This window comes from Paenibacillus sp. PK1-4R, from assembly GCF_030369595.1.
In the GTDB taxonomy this organism is placed as follows: Bacteria; Bacillota; Bacilli; order Paenibacillales; family Paenibacillaceae; genus Paenibacillus.
On sequence record NZ_CP126535.1, the window covers coordinates 938477 to 955385 of the forward strand.

General features: G+C 46.1%; 14 protein-coding genes. 7 read left to right on the forward strand and 7 right to left on the reverse strand.

Translation table 11 applies throughout. The features are described 5' to 3' along the window. Nucleotides 1-231: 231 nt before the first annotated feature. Together QNO02_RS03950 and QNO02_RS03955 are read left to right on the forward strand one after the other, a co-directional pair. A complete protein-coding gene (locus QNO02_RS03950; protein ID WP_289391152.1) occupies nucleotides 232-801 on the forward strand; it encodes an SF0329 family protein in 570 nt (189 codons plus the stop codon). 114 nt (nucleotides 802-915) lie between these two features. Continuing rightward, nucleotides 916-2082 carry a cobalamin-independent methionine synthase II family protein gene (locus QNO02_RS03955; protein ID WP_076253801.1) on the forward strand — a complete coding sequence of 389 codons (1167 nt, stop codon included), beginning with the start codon at nucleotides 916-918 and terminating at the stop codon, nucleotides 2080-2082. 198 nt (nucleotides 2083-2280) lie between these two features. On the opposite strand, the gene QNO02_RS03960 is transcribed toward QNO02_RS03955, so the two are convergent. Next, complete coding sequence (locus QNO02_RS03960) at nucleotides 2281-2856, reverse strand: GNAT family N-acetyltransferase (protein ID WP_289391153.1); 576 nt, start codon at nucleotides 2854-2856, stop codon at nucleotides 2281-2283. Nucleotides 2857-2900: 44 nt separating this feature from the next. Then, the gene (locus tag QNO02_RS03965; protein WP_289391154.1) at nucleotides 2901-3662 is read right to left on the reverse strand and encodes a TVP38/TMEM64 family protein; all 762 of its coding nucleotides are present in this window, start codon (nucleotides 3660-3662) and stop codon (nucleotides 2901-2903) included. Between the two features lie 159 nt (nucleotides 3663-3821). Here QNO02_RS03965 and QNO02_RS03970 point away from each other — a divergent pair, with 159 nt between their 5' ends. Both QNO02_RS03970 and QNO02_RS03975 read left to right on the forward strand, forming a co-directional pair. Further along, nucleotides 3822-4514, forward strand: a complete 693-nt coding sequence (locus tag QNO02_RS03970; protein WP_017690627.1) for a response regulator transcription factor — start codon at nucleotides 3822-3824, stop codon at nucleotides 4512-4514. Then, on the forward strand, nucleotides 4507-5850 hold the full coding sequence (locus QNO02_RS03975) for a HAMP domain-containing sensor histidine kinase (protein WP_289391155.1): 1344 nt from the start codon (nucleotides 4507-4509) through the stop codon (nucleotides 5848-5850). Before QNO02_RS03970 ends, QNO02_RS03975 begins: the two co-directional genes overlap by 8 nt. Nucleotides 5851-5982: 132 nt before the next feature. Here QNO02_RS03975 and QNO02_RS03980 read toward each other — a convergent pair whose 3' ends face one another. After that, nucleotides 5983-7518 (reverse strand): carboxylesterase/lipase family protein, encoded by a 1536-nt coding sequence (locus QNO02_RS03980; protein ID WP_289391156.1) that lies wholly within the window; start codon nucleotides 7516-7518, stop codon nucleotides 5983-5985. Nucleotides 7519-7600: 82 nt separating this feature from the next. Between QNO02_RS03980 and QNO02_RS03985 the strand changes: the two genes are divergently transcribed. After that, on the forward strand, nucleotides 7601-8410 hold the full coding sequence (locus QNO02_RS03985) for a helix-turn-helix domain-containing protein (RefSeq protein ID WP_289391157.1): 810 nt from the start codon (nucleotides 7601-7603) through the stop codon (nucleotides 8408-8410). 2 nt (nucleotides 8411-8412) lie between these two features. Here the strand turns inward: QNO02_RS03985 and QNO02_RS03990 are convergent, their stop codons facing one another. After that, nucleotides 8413-8616, reverse strand: coding sequence for a hypothetical protein (locus tag QNO02_RS03990; protein ID WP_074093540.1), 204 nt, complete (start codon nucleotides 8614-8616; stop codon nucleotides 8413-8415). Next, nucleotides 8617-9780, reverse strand: coding sequence for a glycoside hydrolase family 27 protein (locus QNO02_RS03995; RefSeq protein ID WP_036606020.1), 1164 nt, complete (start codon nucleotides 9778-9780; stop codon nucleotides 8617-8619). Nucleotides 9781-10295: 515 nt separating this feature from the next. On the opposite strand from QNO02_RS03995, the gene QNO02_RS04000 reads away from it, so the two are divergent. Both QNO02_RS04000 and QNO02_RS04005 read left to right on the forward strand, forming a co-directional pair. Continuing rightward, nucleotides 10296-11003, forward strand: coding sequence for a DNA alkylation repair protein (locus QNO02_RS04000; protein WP_289391158.1), 708 nt, complete (start codon nucleotides 10296-10298; stop codon nucleotides 11001-11003). Nucleotides 11004-11225: 222 nt separating this feature from the next. Next, on the forward strand, nucleotides 11226-12410 hold the full coding sequence (locus QNO02_RS04005) for a DUF4317 domain-containing protein (RefSeq protein ID WP_091038856.1): 1185 nt from the start codon (nucleotides 11226-11228) through the stop codon (nucleotides 12408-12410). Nucleotides 12411-12523: 113 nt separating this feature from the next. Here the strand turns inward: QNO02_RS04005 and QNO02_RS04010 are convergent, their stop codons facing one another. Then, nucleotides 12524-13642 (reverse strand): response regulator, encoded by a 1119-nt coding sequence (locus QNO02_RS04010; RefSeq protein ID WP_289391159.1) that lies wholly within the window; start codon nucleotides 13640-13642, stop codon nucleotides 12524-12526. Continuing rightward, on the reverse strand, nucleotides 13639-16770 hold the full coding sequence (locus QNO02_RS04015; protein WP_289391160.1) for an ATP-binding protein: 3132 nt from the start codon (nucleotides 16768-16770) through the stop codon (nucleotides 13639-13641). The genes QNO02_RS04010 and QNO02_RS04015 overlap by 4 nt, the downstream gene beginning before the upstream one ends. Nucleotides 16771-16909: the final 139 nt, after the last annotated feature.

The window sequence follows — 16909 nt, forward strand, 5'->3', positions numbered from 1 at the left end:
GAATAACAACGTAAGTTCCAATGGTAGGCTATGATGATTTAATAGTAAGTAGATAATTTTGTGCAATTTTATCACATAGGGGAATTCAAAACCAATAACTGGGTTTCTTCCATCATCAATTTGGTTTGCTATGTTATAATTTAAATGAATGTTGATACTGGAGACGGATTGAAAAATATTTGAAATGATCGCCGCAATTCATGCGGTAGGCTTTTGATAATAGGAGGATTTATGTCCTGGAGTAAATTGAAGCAACAACTGGAGAGTTTTCTTAGTCCTGCGTTAGTTGGAAGGGTGGAGTACCGTGCCACCAGCTATCGCTATTCACCTGATAAATCAGGCAATTGTTATATTACTGTAGATAAAAAGAATGTACTCAACATGAGTGATACAACAACCCCAATCCGATGGTATCAGACAGAGCAGGAGATCAAGAGCGATCCGGAGATCATGATTCCTGTGAGCGATGAAGAGATTGAAGTTATTCGAAAAGATTCCAAAGGACCCATTCCCGAGGATCGTCTTCAAGTCATGGCAAGAAGCAGAAAAATCTCCGTACATGCCAAGGAGCTTTTGTTGGCTCAGACCGCACTTAGTAAATCGAATTTTACCGTTGCAGCCACGACGTATTTATCAACTTCTATAGAGGATAATCTGGATAGCAAGGATATTTTGTTTAATATTCTGGCTTTAATGGACAGACGAGTTGGCAAAAAGCGAATTCTGAACATGTCGGAGCAGGTCAAATTAAAGCATCCAGCGGTACAATATTTTTATGAACTGCGTCGTCGTACGTTGTGAAATGGATTAACTTTTGATATAGCTTTTAACTATAACCAGTTATGGTTTTTAAGTATCCCTTCTAACTGCTCTCGGCGTGATATGATCATTTTATACAACGAGGGGGTTTTTTACATGACTGATAAGTTCCAGATCGTAGGAAGTTTATTGCGGCCGGATGAGCTGCTGAAATATAAAACGCAAATTGAACATAACGATGATATCCAATATCCATTTTATGAAAACTACGAAGGATATGAGAAGTGTGAGACGGAGGCAATTAAACAAGTTGTGGCTAAGGAAATCGAACATAACTTGTCCGTGGTTACCGATGGCGAATTTTCGAAATCGATGTGGCATTTGGACTTTGTATGGGGATTTGGCGGAGTGAAGCGTTACATCGCGGATCATGGCTATTTTTTCAGAGATGTGGATGGAACTTCGAAGTATGAAACACGCAAAGATATCGGACTGCGCATCACTGATAAATTGAGTGGAAAGAACCATCATTTCATTCAACTGTTCCAACAACTGCAAGACACGGCTGGCGAGCAACAAACGAAGCTTTGTGTACCATCGCCTTCACATATTTTCGGTGAGCTTTCCTGGTCGGATAACATTGGTGGAACGGATGCTGTATATCAAAACATACAGGAGCTCAAAGAGGGTCTTGTGATCGCGTATAAGGAATTCGTGGAGGAATTCGCTGCAGTGGGCGGTAAAATTCTGCAATTCGATGATTGCTTGTGGGAACTGTTTGCAGACGACAACCCGAACTCTCCTTTTACAGGGGAAAATATTAATCAAGATGAAGTAAAGGGTCTCGCTACCGAATTCATTGATATTAATAATACCGTGATTGACTTTGGTCATAGCCTTGGCTTGAAAATGTGGACACATAACTGCCGCGGCAATTATGATTCCCGCAACATGGGTGGTGGATCGTATGCCAAAATTGCGAATCTGTTCCTGAAGCAATTGAAATATGACCGTTTCTTCCTGGAGTGGGATGATGATCGTGCGGGTTCAATTGAAGCTCTGGAAGTGTTCAAGGACAGACCTGAAACGGAAATTGTACTGGGTCTGTTGTCATCCAAAACGAGTACACTCGATGATGAAGCACGTGTTGTCCGTTTGCTGGACGAAGCTTCCAAAATCATTGATAAGGATCGGCTGCTGTTGTCTCACCAATGCGGATTTGCATCTTGTGATGGTGGTAACGAATTAAGCGAAGCTCAGCAATGGGCGAAGATTGATCAAGGGCAGAAGATTGCAAAGCAATATTGGGGCAGCACCGTCTAGAATTCAAGCTGAATATATTGTGACCTTATAAACACATTGCTCGATCAATAGTGTTCTGTGCGATAATGAAACGGCGACTTTTCCTCTGGAATCTATCCAGGGAAAAGCCGCCGTATTTGTTGTGGAACGTACACATGGGTACGTGCTCATTTCTATAACTTTTTTAAACTAATGATGAGGCAGGCATGTCTTTCTTTATTACTTCGATTCACGATGTGCCAGCCATTCCTTTTTCAACAAAGCATATTGATACGTATTCTCGTATTTCGGTGTGCCGTCCTCATTTTTGACAAAAGAAATGAACTCCAAAAAAAGACCTTCCCGGCGCATGCCCAGCTTCTCACACAGTTTCTGAGAACGGAAGTTATCATCCTCGACATAGGCGTACAGTCTTCTTATTCCCTGTTCCATAAAGAGATTTTCGATGAAAGCATTGGCGCTCTCACTGGCGTACCCTTTCCCTTCAAATCTGCCATTAAAATTCCAACCTATACTATACGTATCTGAATTCGAATCTTTATCCGTATCGGAATCCCGATCTTCCCTCATACCAAACAGCTCACCGATCAGCTCGTTACTGTCTTTCAGGCAAACCGCGATGTGGGAATCGTCACTGTTTCTTTTTGCAACCTCTGCCGCCGCATCTTCCAATGTTGAAATTTGTTGATCCATAAAACAATTCACTCTGGGATTTGCTGTGTATTCCAACAGTCCGGCTGCGTCCGTTACGGTGAAATTTCGCAGGATTAATCGATTGGTTTTAAGTATTTGCATAAGATGATATACCTCCGGTTTTCATATCAATAGATTGGTTTTGTTCATGTTGTATCTCTTTTTATTTTACGAGACTCCCTATTCTTACTATAACTCGGTATAGCCTTGGGTTTGGCTTTGGTACTGTCTGACCGGGAGAACAATCCCACCAATTTCTCCCTATAGATATAACCGAGTACAAACCCGATCACAGCGATAACAGAAATAATAATGGCGATCGTGTATTGTTGCATATGAATCGTGGACCCTATAACGGTAGATGCGATGATCCACGGCAGACGACCGACGATAAGGATCGTGAAGAACCTAAACGAACTAATCGATGTAAGTGCGGCGACAAATACAAGCATGTCTTTGGGCAAGCCGGGAATCACGAAAAAGATAAATAAAAAAGCGGAGAACTTCTTCTCATCATGAATTAACGACATCCACTTATTATTTTTCTTTTGCATTAGTCGTGAAATATAGGCGCGACCGATATAACGGGTGAAATAAAAGGCGATCGCTGAGCCTATAATCAAGCCTATTGTAGTATACAAGGACCCAAGTGTAACCCCATAGATATAACCGCCTGCGACCTGTACCACTTCTCCTGGAATAGGTGCAACCACGATCTGAAGAATCTGGAATAAAATAAACATGACCGGACCCCAATGGCCTGTTGAATGAATATACGCTCTGAAATTGTCCATGGAAGACATGATTTTAATAATGGCAGGAGAATAATACACCAGTAGACCAATGGACAACATGATGAACAGACCCAACAATATGTTAATCATTACTTTTTTCGAAGTTTGTGGCATTCCTGACGACCCCTTTGTGTAATAACTTCTACATATTTACAGTATAAGACGAAATTATTAAGAGATACCTACATAACTTCTGAAGAATTCTTAAGTCGATTGTATTTGCTGGTAGTCGCTAATAGCGCATATTATACTGAAATTAGACGGAGGGATCAGATGAGCAAGAAAATTCTAATTGCTGATGATAACAGTGAGATTCGTGAAATTGTAAGGATTCTGTTAGAGAGTGAAAATTATGAAGTGATTGAAGCGATAGATGGTCAAGATGCGATTGATAAAGTGAACGAAGAGACGGATCTCATTATTTTGGATATGATGATGCCCAATAAATCGGGGCTGAAGGCGTGTCTGGAGATTCGTGAAAAAACAAGTGCACCGATCCTGTTTCTCACGGCGAAAACGCAGGATTCTGACAAACAATTGGCCTTTTCCTCAGGCAGTGATGACTTTTTGTCCAAACCCTTTTCCTATACAGAACTCGTTTCGCGGGTGAAGGCTTTACTACGACGATATTATGTATATCGGGGCAAGGAGAAGACCGAAGAACAGGACCAGATTATCGTTAAGGATCTTACCGTCCATCAGGATTCAAAAGCCGTGTTTGTTGGAGAGAAGGAGATTGCTCTAACTGAAATTGAATACCAGATATTGCTGCTATTGGCTAAGAAGCGACGAAAGGTATTCTCGGCAGAAAATATATATGAGAGTGTTTGGGGGCAACCCTACTTTTATACGTGTAATAACACGGTGATGGTTCATATTCGTAATTTGAGAGGCAAACTGGAGGATGACCCGCAGAACCCTAAATATGTGAAGACCGTTTGGGGGAAGGGGTACAAAATTGAATAGATTATTAATCGGAAAAAAGCTGAAGATTAAACTGGTTCTGGCGGTTATCATTTCTTTGGTCATTTCCATAAGTGCACTCGTTATTTTACAAGTTGTTGGTGAGACTGTATTAGATAGTTATTTAAGCAAATCCACTTTTGTAGAGAACAGGCAGCAAGATGCGCTCGATCGATTCGAAGCATTTGTGGATAACCAGAACGTGTCATCCCGTGATCATGAGCAATTGTCTGCTTGGATAAGACATGAGCGCTACTTAAATCTGTATATTTTTGCAAAAGACAAATTGATATTTTCCTCCAACACGGAGATTGATCCGGCCATTAATGAAGAACTGTTAACTCAATTCGTGCCATCGAAAATACCCATCACCACCATCCATTTTGCGGATCAGGATGCCCAGATATACTTGGTTAGCTTTTATGAGTATCAATACTACAACCTCATTCTGATTATTGGTGTTTTCATAGCGGCCATTGTGTTCCTTGTTTCATTTCTACTGATGATTAATAAGAAAACATCTTATATTGGCGTGCTTGAACAAGAGATCAAAATACTCGAAGGTGGAAATTTGGATTATTCGATTACGATATCGGGAAAGGATGAACTGTCATCTCTGGCCCAGAGTATTGATGAGATGAGGAAATCATTTGTGGAGCGGCTGGGCAGCGAGGAGAGGGTCAGGATGGCCAACCGTGAATTGATCACGGCGATTTCCCATGATTTGCGAACACCACTCACGATTCTATTAGGATATATGGATATCATAGAGCTCAACAAATATAAGACACATGAGGATCTGTTGCAGTATATTCATAATAGCCGGGAGAAGGCCTATCAGATCAAAGTGCTGTCGGACAAACTATTCGAATATTTTACGGTATCCTCTGCCGCTGAAGAAGAGGAAGTAGAATTTGAAATGTATGAGGGCAGAGCACTTATCGATCAACTTATAGATGAGCAATTAGTAGTTTTGGACGATATAGATGTGCAGGTTCAGACAGATTCACATCATGAGGAGTTTTTACTGGAAATTAATCTGGTCGCTATGCGTCGCGTAATGGATAACATATTTTCAAATATTGGAAAATACGCCGATCCAGGGCATCCCGTTCATATCCAGATTTCTTTGAAGCAACAATGGGTCATTCTTGAGGTGGAGAATAAGATTAAACGTGTTGGCAAAAAGAAAGATAGCAACGAAATTGGGCTCGTTAGTTGTCAGAAAATGATTCAGCAGCATAACGGGACGTTGACGGTGTCGCAGGAAAAGGATATCTTTTCACTACAGATTACGCTACCTGTCATCTTCAACAAACCAACTCAGACTCATATTTAATGGAAGGGAGAGAGACGTTATGATTATTGCGTGCAACAAAAAATGAACATCTCTCCACCATTCACACTATACAAAAAGAGCCATGCGACAGCATGGCTCTTACATATATCGTGAGAGGGCAAACCTTATGTTTTAAACAACAGGTGCATTCTGTTTCTTGAAATATTGTTCAATTAGAAACGCGAGCATCGGTCCGGGCTCAGCCTTCTGTAATTGAGCCTGATCGCCAAATTCCATGAGATACGGCTGTTCCGTAGTACAAGGAGTCCAATGAGGCATCAGCTTTCCGGTGGAGTCCGGACCGTTTGGATCACCTGTAGCAATAAAGTTGGATAAATAATTACACATCTGGCGAGCCAGATCATAATGCTTGCCTGTGAAAGGCCGCCAGCATTTGGCGAGTGTTTCGAAGAAGAACCACAGATCGACGGAGTGAAAAGTGCCTGGCTGGTCCCAGCCCGGAATCTCGGCGTCGAAGTTATAATAGTAGAGAGGCGTTTCAGACGGATGACCGCTGTTCGCGCGGATGGCGAGCAGAATGGCATGTTGGATCATGCGGACCGATGCTTGTTGCAGCGCATGCTCTAATTGGCCGGAATCAGCCTCACATAGCTGTAAAAAGGCAGGAGCATCCTCGCCAAACAGCTCCACAGCCATCTGCTTCAGTTCTTCCAGATTGGCTGCGGCGGGACGGGTCCAAAATTCGGAAGATGTATGCCCCAGCATTACGGGTATCGCCTCGCGCTCCTGCTGAACAAAACGAGTAAACGGATCGCCTGCACAGAATTGTTCGTCGATGACAGTTCCCCAGAAGCTTTTGTATTCGAGTGCTTTGTCACGGAGATATTCAGCATCCAGTTGTCTCGCCTCAGCCAGGGAAGATACGCCCAGGAAGCTGAAAAATTCAACCCCTGATTGTTCTGCATTCCTTAGTTTGGAGCGGACAGAAGGCACGCGGACCTTCGGGTACAACTCGGTAGCTATACCGCTCATGATGACGGCTCGCTGGAACAAGCCTTTATTTTGCGGAGAGGTCATCTGGCTGAGTACACTTCCTCCGCCTGCCGACTGTCCGCCGATAGTGATCTGGTCTGGATCACCGCCAAAGGCGGCAATGTTGCGTTTGACCCACTGGGTACCTGCTTGCTGATCGAGATGACCAAAGTTGGCGGGTGCATGGGGGGATTCGGCACTAATCTCAGGATGGCACAGGAAGCCGAAGGCATTCAGCCGATAATTAATCGTCACAACGATGATACCTCTACGAGCGATTCGCTCGCCATCAAATTCCATTTCGGCCGTATGGCCGACTTGTAGGCCCCCGCCAAAATACCAGACAAAAACAGGCAGCTTCTCGTCCGTGCGTTTGGCTGGTGTCCAGACATTCAGATACAGACAATCCTCGTTCATGGGCAGGTCAGGATCAACGGCCCATTCGCGGGTATAGATATTGTTATCATCGATGACTGTTGGGGCTTGCATGGAGATGGGGGCAAAATCAAAAGCTTGCAGTACACCTTCCCAGTTCGACTGCGGCTGCGGAGCGCGCCAGCGGTTTTCACCTACAGGAGGTGCGGCAAAAGGAATTCCCTTGAAGCTGGTAATCCGCGGGTCCGCCGCGGGCAGTCCTTGCACTTGTCCATGTTCTACCGTAACCATTCTAAGCATACAACATTCTCCTCTCTGGATTTTAGCGTGTAAGCGTTACCGAACATCTGATCAACGTGGCATTAGAAAGGGGGAATCAAGGTTGAATCCGATTTGGCATGAGAGCAGTAGAGCCAGTAATTTGTATTTTATCAGCGGTGGTCACAAGCCGGCCAACGCTCACCAATGGGGGCCAGGTGTACGTGACGTTTATGCGCTGCACTATATTATCCGCGGCCAAGGGACGCTGGAGACGGGCGGCCGCGTTTTTCGGCTCGTTACGGGGGAAAGCTTTATCATATTTCCGCAAAAGGAGATTTATTATTATCCAGACCCGCAAGATCCATGGGAGTACGTCTGGGTGGAGTTTAGCGGTGAGGATGCCGGTCGGTTGCTGGGGCTGACACAGCTCTCAGAGGTACACCCCGTGGTGGCGGTCTCGCCGGAGACACTGCAGCCTTTTTTTCACCTTGCCTGGAACGCAGGTGCATCATCCTATGAATTACTGCGGGCGGATGCACGTTTGCGTCTGCTGCTCTCCTACTATATGGAACATTATCCGAAGGAGCCGCAGGTGGACGCCAAGGATTATGTCTGGCTGGCGAGAAAGTACATCGAGCAGAACTACTGGAAACCGACATTGACCGTCACCGAGATTGTAAAAGCAGTTAATCTGGAGCGCAGTTATTTGTTTCGTCTGTTTAAGGCAGCAACCGGCAAGTCTGTTTTGGAGTATATTACATCCTGCCGAATCGAGCGCGCCTGTGAACTGCTGAAAACGTCGGGCCTGCCGATTCAATCGGTAGCCTATTCTGTCGGATACAATGATCCGTTATATTTTTCCAAAGTATTCAAGAAAGCAACTTCACACACGCCAACATTGTACATGATGCTGCATCGGACAAAGACATAACGTTAACGGAACAGGGCGCAGTTCCCGGACTCTCGGAAATAACGGATCAGCTTCTCAATAGGCTCGCGTCCACAGTTCAGCTTCACTCCTATACAATCGATGCACAGAAATTGCTGGGCAGAGCGCGAGATCAATTTGAGGTAGATGCCCACATCGTCTGAAGAGAGCGGAACCTGACACGAGGTGCACAGGCGATGTTGAGCCATCTATTTCACCAGTTTGGCACGCACAACTAAACAGTCATGTGCTGCGACAACGGGAGCGAAGCGTTCGCGGAATACGCCAAGCTCTTGATGTTCCCAGCAATCATACAGGGACAGAGCATAACCGGCAGCGTAAGGCAGACCCATATCCCAAAATTGCAAAGACAATTCCCGCTGGCTGTCACTCAGGTTGAAGAAGCCAATAGCTAGATCACCATCTGTGAGTACCTTCACCAGCATAAATACATCGTCTGTGTGAAACCATTGCGGCTCTGGTTTAATGCGGTAAGCTCCGCGCGCTTCTACATCCTGATTAATGGCAATCAGGTCAGGATTCAGGAGAATATCCTTTGTAATCTGGTTAGCCTTGCGCACGTCACATCCGATCATTAATGGGGACCCCATCATGGACCAGAGTGAGAAGTGGGTTTTATATTCGATGTCGTTGCATCCACCGATGCTGCCAATATAATCATTGTTGCTTCCACCGTACATACCTACAATCAGCATATCCATGTCGTTATGGCAGAAGGAGCCGGTGTAGCTTTGTTTTCCCAATTGAGACAGGGCAAGTTCCTTCACTGAATCCCAATTGTCACGGATATCGCCGGTGGAGCGGTACATATGAGCGCCCGATTCCCGAATCCAATCGTATACATCGTCGGCTCCCCAGTTGCAGGCGGAGAACAGGATATCGCGTCCGCAGTTTTTGAGCGCAAGGCTCATCCGTTTGTACAGCAGCTCTCCTGAGATATGGCGCGGCTTGAAGCAGTAATCATACTTCAAATAATCAACGCCCCATTCGGCAAAAAGGGCAGCATCCTGGAATTCATGCTCAAAGCTGCCTGGATACCCGGCACATGTATGCGTACCTACGCATGAATACATGCCGAATTTTAGTCCTTTGCTATGGATATAATCGGAAAGCGCTCTCATTCCACTCGGGAATTTATCCGGGTCAGCCACCAGATTGCCGCTCGCATCACGTTCCTTCAGGCTCCAGCAATCATCAATGACAATATACTCGTAACCAGCGGCTAGATAACCTTCCGATACAAATACATCAGCGACATCCCGAATTAATTGTTCGTTAATATCCCACGTAAAGGTATTCCACGAATTCCAGCCCAGGGCAGGGGCAAAGCCTAACACTTGATTGTTGCTCATGCTCTCGCATCCTTCCTCATCTCGGTTTTGTTAACAACACTAAACTGAACATAAACGATGAGCGACGTATCCTGCCATAGCTTAACGTTGCTTGGACATGGACATATGTTGCTCTGCTTGTGCTGGGGAAATTAGCTCTTCCAATCAGGCTCTCGGCAGGTTTTCAGAAGTTGCCGATAGAAGCATAAGAAAGGAAAAGTGTCTGTCTGCGAAGAAGTTATATCTATCTTTTCAGGGATCTGTGCGAAACATGGTATAGATGTTATGATCGGTGATAATGCTCGAACAGGTTGTCAGAGCAACAGGGAAATTTGAATAGTATTCAGTTTTTTTAGGAAAAATACCCCAGTGGGGAATCCCTCATAGGAAAGGTAACAATCCCGCCGTAACGATTATGCATATGGCAGAAGGGTTCCAATTGGATAATGTGCGATTTTCCATCGGTTTTTCGTTAAACATAAGTGTCCGTTTGATATGATCAGATATATAATTTATAGGATTGGGAGTGTTGCCAAATGAATCTAGATGAAGTGATGCAAGAGCTAGAAGCGCTGGGCAAAGAACGAACGAAAAAAATCTACATCTCCAACGGTGCGCATGAACCGTTATTTGGCGTGGCAACCGGGGCGATGAAACCAATGGCAAAGCAGATCAAAAAGGATCAGCCTTTGGCGGAGGAACTATACGCAACGGGGAATTATGATGCGATGTACTTTGCTGGCGTGATTGCCGATCCTCAAGCGATGACGGAAGCAGATTTTGACCGTTGGATCGATGCTGCTTATTTTTATATGATCTCTGACTTCATCGTTGCCGTCACGTTGGCAGAGACGGATATTGCTCAAGAAGTTTCGGATAAGTGGATCGCGAGCGGAGATGAGCTGAAAATGTCAGCAGGATGGAGCTGTTACTGTTGGTTGCTCGGCAGTCGAAAGGATGCTGAATTTCCGGAGAATAAGCTGATGGAGATGCTGGAACAGGTGAAAAAGACGATTCACGAATCTCCGGAACGAACGAAATATTCGATGAACAACTTCCTGTATACCGTCGCGACATCCTATCAACCGTTACACAATCAGGCGGTAGAGACTGCCAAGGCCGTTGGCCCTGTCGAAGTGAACAAGGACAAGCCCAAGAGCAAGCTGCTGAATGCCTCTGAGAATATCCAAAAGGCAGTGGAAAAAGGGCGGACGGGCTTCAAGCGTAAATATGTAAGATGTTAATGGGAATCACTGTAATAGACTAGAACATCAGGAGATGTAACACATGCAGGAGGTGCTCGTATGAACGTAGAGAGTGTCTCCCTTTTTGTGTTGTTGTGAGTATCACGTACTTGGGTAACTGAAATCTAGTAACCGTCAAGCTACAAGTTAGTCAACAAATTTTCTGTCGATCCTTTATACTAATAAAGCCAGAAACATATCTAAGGAGTTGCCGAATCCAATATGAATAAAAAAGAAGTCGCGCATATACGCAAGCAATTTAAACTCGATCACGATCTACTGAATATTTACGATATTCTCAACGTGTATATTACGAAGGAAACCAATGAGGTCTATCACTGGGAGCGTCACCCGTTCGAACTGGTGGACAGAGAGAAGCAGGAGCTGTACATGGGCAATTTCAAAAAATTGCTGACAGGTGATTTGGATCAGAAGTTGTTTGAATTGAAGTTCCAGGAAGCGGCGGAGGACCCGGCTCAGGTACTGCTTCACCAGGCGCTGGTAACAGGTGATCCGGATGAATGGCAGGATCTGATGCTGCTGCTCGTGGATCGAATGCTGGTAGATACAAAGTTTGAGCGGGACATGGTAGCTACGTTCGTGCGTGGACAGTATTATCTGCCAACCAAGGCTAGAAACGAAGCTACGGAAGAGAGTGAGAAGAATGAGGTGTTCGCCCATCCGTTCATTCTGTGCAGCGTAAATTCCACGGAGAAGCAGCGGAAGACACTCTTGTTTGATTACGTGGAGAGAGAATTCAAATACAACATTATTGTCGATCCGATTATCAAATTAAGCACGCCAGAGCAAGGGTTCCTGTACCCTAGCGTAACGGACAACTACTCCGATGTGAATCGTGTTCTATATTGTACAGGGAAATCGAATTTCCCGGACCCGCATTTTGTTGAAAATGTATTGAATGGAGAAAGATCCGTAACCGCACTGGAAGAACGGGCGATCTTCGAAGATATCGTCAAGGAAGTGGCCGGTGAACAGCTTGACTCAGCCACTATTGCACATGTATATGAGGAGATCAACCGAGTCATCGAGATTAACGAAGAGTCCCATGAGGAAGAACCTCCGAAGCTGGATTATAAAGATCTGGAACGTGTACTGACCGCAAGCGGTATAGAGGATCTGACAACGGAGAAAGTAGAACGTGCCTTCGAAACGATCGTTGATAACAAGAACTATGAGATGAAGGCAACCAGTGTTATGCCGAAGTTCACGTCCAAGTCTATTAAAATCGAAACCAAGGTTGCTACGATTTCGGTTAGCCCACAAGACCTGCGATATGTAAAACAGGTGAACTATCAAGGCAGACGTTGCATCATGATTGAAGTGGATGAAGATGTCGTGATTGAAGGGTTTACGCTCAATACCGAAAAACTTATAAATGAGGATTGATTGTAGACCATGATGATGTAAAATCATCAGACCATGACGAATGAACGTCTATATATGTTGAAAAAAAGCCCAAGCCTAGGCATTATGCCAAAGCTTGGGCTTTTTTTGATATTTCATGATTGACGCAACAGTTGTTTGATATCCGCTGCCGGACTGGAGCCAAGCTCCTCTTGGAGCAATTCCTCCAGTACCAGATACTGGCGCTGCGCTTCGGTTCTTCGTCCAAGCGACAGATACAAGAGGATGATCTCGCGATGAATATCTTCCCGAATCGAATCAATCTGGAGGATACGTTCAAAATAATACAGCGCCCGTAACGGCTCGCCTGCCTTCGCGTGATAGTGCGCCGCGGTTTCCATCGTCATGATGAAATCCAGCTCCAGCTGTCTGGACCACGCGAAAGCCCACTCATAATGCCTTCCTCTCAGGAGTTCACCCGTATACAACGTGTCCATCCGCTCAAAGAGCTCGGGGCGATGTGCCGATGCCTGACGCATCTGCCGGAACAAAGCCTCGAACTCGTACAGATCACAGTTAATGGCTTCCCGGTCGATACGGATACCGTTTCTGTCCTTGAGAATGATCGGCACGTCACTGTTATCACCGATGGCACGTCGCACGTAGTACAGTGTGGAGTTGATGTTGGTCCAGGCTTTCTGCGGACTGAGGTCTTTCCACAACGTATCGGCCAAGGCATCGCGGGTGGTCGATTTGGTATACAGCAAGAATGCCAGCAATTCTTCCGTCTTGGGCGTTCTAAGCTTGATGGGACTGTCTGCTCCGGCTCCACCAAACACGGTGAATTCACCGAACAGACGAACGTTCAGTTTGGGTTCCGGCACCGCTGGTTCAGGTGTTGGCATGGACTCGTGAAGCTTTTCCTGCAACCGCTTGATGCTGCGGTTCAGTCGCTCTGCCGTGACAGGCTTGATGACGTAATCGATCACCTCTTTGTCGAAGGCCTGCACGGCATATTCCTCATATCCAGTCACCAGCACGATTGGAAGTGAAGGATGATGTTTACGCAATTCACCAATGAGTTGCATACCCGAGATGCGAGGCATCGTAATGTCCAGAAATGCCGCATCGAAGCTATTCTCTGCTGCATATTCACAGGCTTCCTCCGGGTCGTGAAATGCGCGAGACACCTCAACTTCTCCGCTTTCTGTCAAAATGCGATTCAGTCGCTTCAGCGACAAATCCTCATCATCCACGATGATGACTTTTATCATGTTTCATAACCCCCATTCCCATCTATGCTTTGACGTTGATTTGGAAGATCAAATGTAATCCGCGTTCCCTCGCCGTCCAGACTTTCCATCTGAAGGTGTCTGCCATACAGCAGGTTCAACCGGCTGGAAATATTCCATAGTCCAACGCCGTTACTGCCGTCCGTGGATTGCCGAATTTCGTCCATCCGTTGCTTGGTTATGCCGATTCCGTTGTCCTCGATGGAGAAGCGTGTTTCCGTATCATTCAGATTACGTATAGACAACATGACCCGACCACCGCGAATGCTGGACATCAGCCCATGCCGAATGGCGTTTTCAATCAGGGGCTGCAACGTGAGGGGCGGAATGTCCATGTTCCGGTTCACATCCGCATCCACATCAATAATGACCTCTAACCTTGACCCAAAGCGGGCTTGCTCAATCGCTACGTATGCCTCGATCATCTCCAATTCGTTCATCAGGCTGGTTTTTGAGTCCAGATGTTTGAAGTGCACACTGCGTCTTAAATAACTCGATAATTGCAAAATCAATTGTTCTGCCCGATTCGGCGCATCCATGCACAATTCGGCAATGGCGTTCAGAGCGTTATACAGAAAGTGTGGGTTCATCTGTGACCGCAAAAAAGATATTTCCGCATCTCGCGCAGCTTGGACGGATGTTTTCATCCGAGTCAAACCGCCGATCCGTGCCAGCAGTTCCTCCGATTCGAACGGCTTGGATACAAAATCATTGGCGCCTTTCTCCAAGGCCAACTTCAATTGATTAGCTTTATTACTCGCTGTCAGCATGAGTACAGGCAACTCGGAAGGAGAGAAGCGCTCCCTGATCCGTTCCAGCAATTCGTAACCCGACATGTCGGGCATCATGATATCAGCAATGACAAGATGCACGGCGGGAAGCTGGTCGAGCAGCTCCAGTACCGAAGATGAGCGTGAAGTGACCGCGTAACTGTATCCTTCAAGCTTCAAGAGATTTACTATTGTTTGCAAATTAGCCGAGTCGTCATCCACAACGATGATCCATTCGTCTTTATTCCCTTGTACAATCGTTGGTTCTTCGAACCGGAGTAGCCGATTACCAGGACCTGTAGGAGCGATGGTAAGCGGCATAACGTTGGAACGTTTCTCTCCTTTTTTCTCTGCCAGCGGAAAGGTCAGGATGAACGTAGCACCCATGCCGGGTGCTGATTCCGCATGAATGGTTCCTCCGTGCAGTTCGACCAACTTGCGCGTAATGCTTAGTCCAAGACCGGTGCCTCCAGCAACGGCTGGACCGGTATCTGCTTCCTGCTCGAATGGCAGGAAGATGTGCTCCAGCTTGTCCTTGCCGATGCCACGACCAGTATCCACAATGCGCATTTCGGCTTTGCCTTGCACAACTGTAGCTTTGATGCTTACCGTGCCCCGTTCCGTGAACTTAACTGCATTGCCGATCAGATTATGCAAAATCTGAATCAGTCGGTTGCCGTCTGCATAGATCGGCGGGAAATGCGCCGGGATGCGGTTGATAAGCTCCACCTTTTTCGTGCCAAGCAGGAAGGAATGCATACGCATGACCGATTCGACAAACGAGTACAGATCGGTCGAAGACCGGTGGAGCGGGATGTCGCCATGTTTCATTTTCGAATAATCCAGCAATTCATCGACCAGATAGGTTAATCGTCTTCCACTTCCCGTCACGATCGCCAGATTGTGCGCTTGCTCATCGGTAAGGGGACCTTCTGCGCCTTTAAGCAGGCTTTCACTGATGTTGACAATCGCGTTCAGCGGTGTTTTGAGCTCATGCGAAGTATTGGACAGGAAGTCATCCTTCACTTTGTCGAGTAAGAGCAACTGATCTTTGAGGGTGCGAACCGTACGATAGGCCTCGAAGAACCGAAGCACCGCCAGAAACAGCATCAGGATGCTGAACAGGACAATGGAAGCCTGCCCGATATTCATGTTTTCCTTGAGCGAGATCGAGAAGAGATTAATGTCCAGACAGTACAGCATGATGCTTAAGAGAGCTGCGTACCACAGAAAAGTAGACAGCCGTTCGCCCTTCTCACTGGTTAGGAACTGTTTTGCACATTGATACAGCAACCAGAGCAGCAGCAACGTGTACATCACGACGACGTAAGGTGCAGCCAGCCCATAGATGGAAATAGGCAGGAGCGCGACCATGCATAAGTATGCTCCGAAGATGATGAGGATCACCGCTGTGAGCATACTGGACAGGATGCCTGTTTTGAATCGGTAGAAGTAAAAGGTTAACAGACCCAAACATGCCACGGAGCAGAAATCTTTTAATTTATAGAGTGTGCTAAAGGAGATTTCCGTGCCTGCCATGGATAACACACGTTCGCTGATCATGCCGTTATAGAGTGCATATAACAGACAGATTAGACCAATCAGCAGCAGGGAATCGTCCCTGTTTCGGTAGAGTGCAGACCCTAGGTAACTGATGAGGAATATGATCGAAATGGTACCCAGTACAGCAAGCGTGCCAAATTCGATAGCTGTGTTGAATTGATGTTTTTTCAGCATGGCTGCTTGTTCGCCAAAAAAGAGTGGACCTGGAATGCCAGAGTCCGTGTAATCGTAATTAGCCACCCGGATCAAAATCTCAATGTCACCGCCATGATAGGGGAAAAAGCCAATCTGGGGGGAGTTTCCTGGTCGGTAACCTGCGGATTTTGCCATGGCATGCCCGTCTTCCAGCAGCTTGTTGCCATTGATGTAGATTTCGCTGGCAAAACGAATGTTCATTTTTTTGATCGCCAGTGTTCCTTCAACAGGTGCATTACGCAGCACCAGTCGATACGTGGCGAAGCCGTGGGTTGGCAGTCGTTCGCCATCCACTTTAAGTCGATTCCAGGAGCCGGGAACGGTTGCATAGGTATCGGGTGCTTTCGTTGGACCAGCCTGATTCGGAGTTGCAGATTCGTCAGGAAGCAATCGCTCCCAGTAAAATTCCCACTCCCCGTCTAGCTTGATCCGCTTGTCCTGTTCTGGGTTCCAGTCCGATAGGTCCATAATACCTTGACGGGCATGAAGAGCCGCAGATTGGGGTTCTCTGATCGTTGACAGGAGCAGTACGGTAATAGCGAGTACAACAGTCAGGACAACGCCTGAAATTTTTAATAACACGAAATGCTGCTCCTTTAGAGTTTGTTCAAAACCTTTGGTAGATTCGGACAAAATCTCTTGTATTCTATCGGCATTGTAGCGAATATCTCTAGGGGGCGCAATCAAATTTCGACATTTTTTTCTGTTTATTATTTGTTTA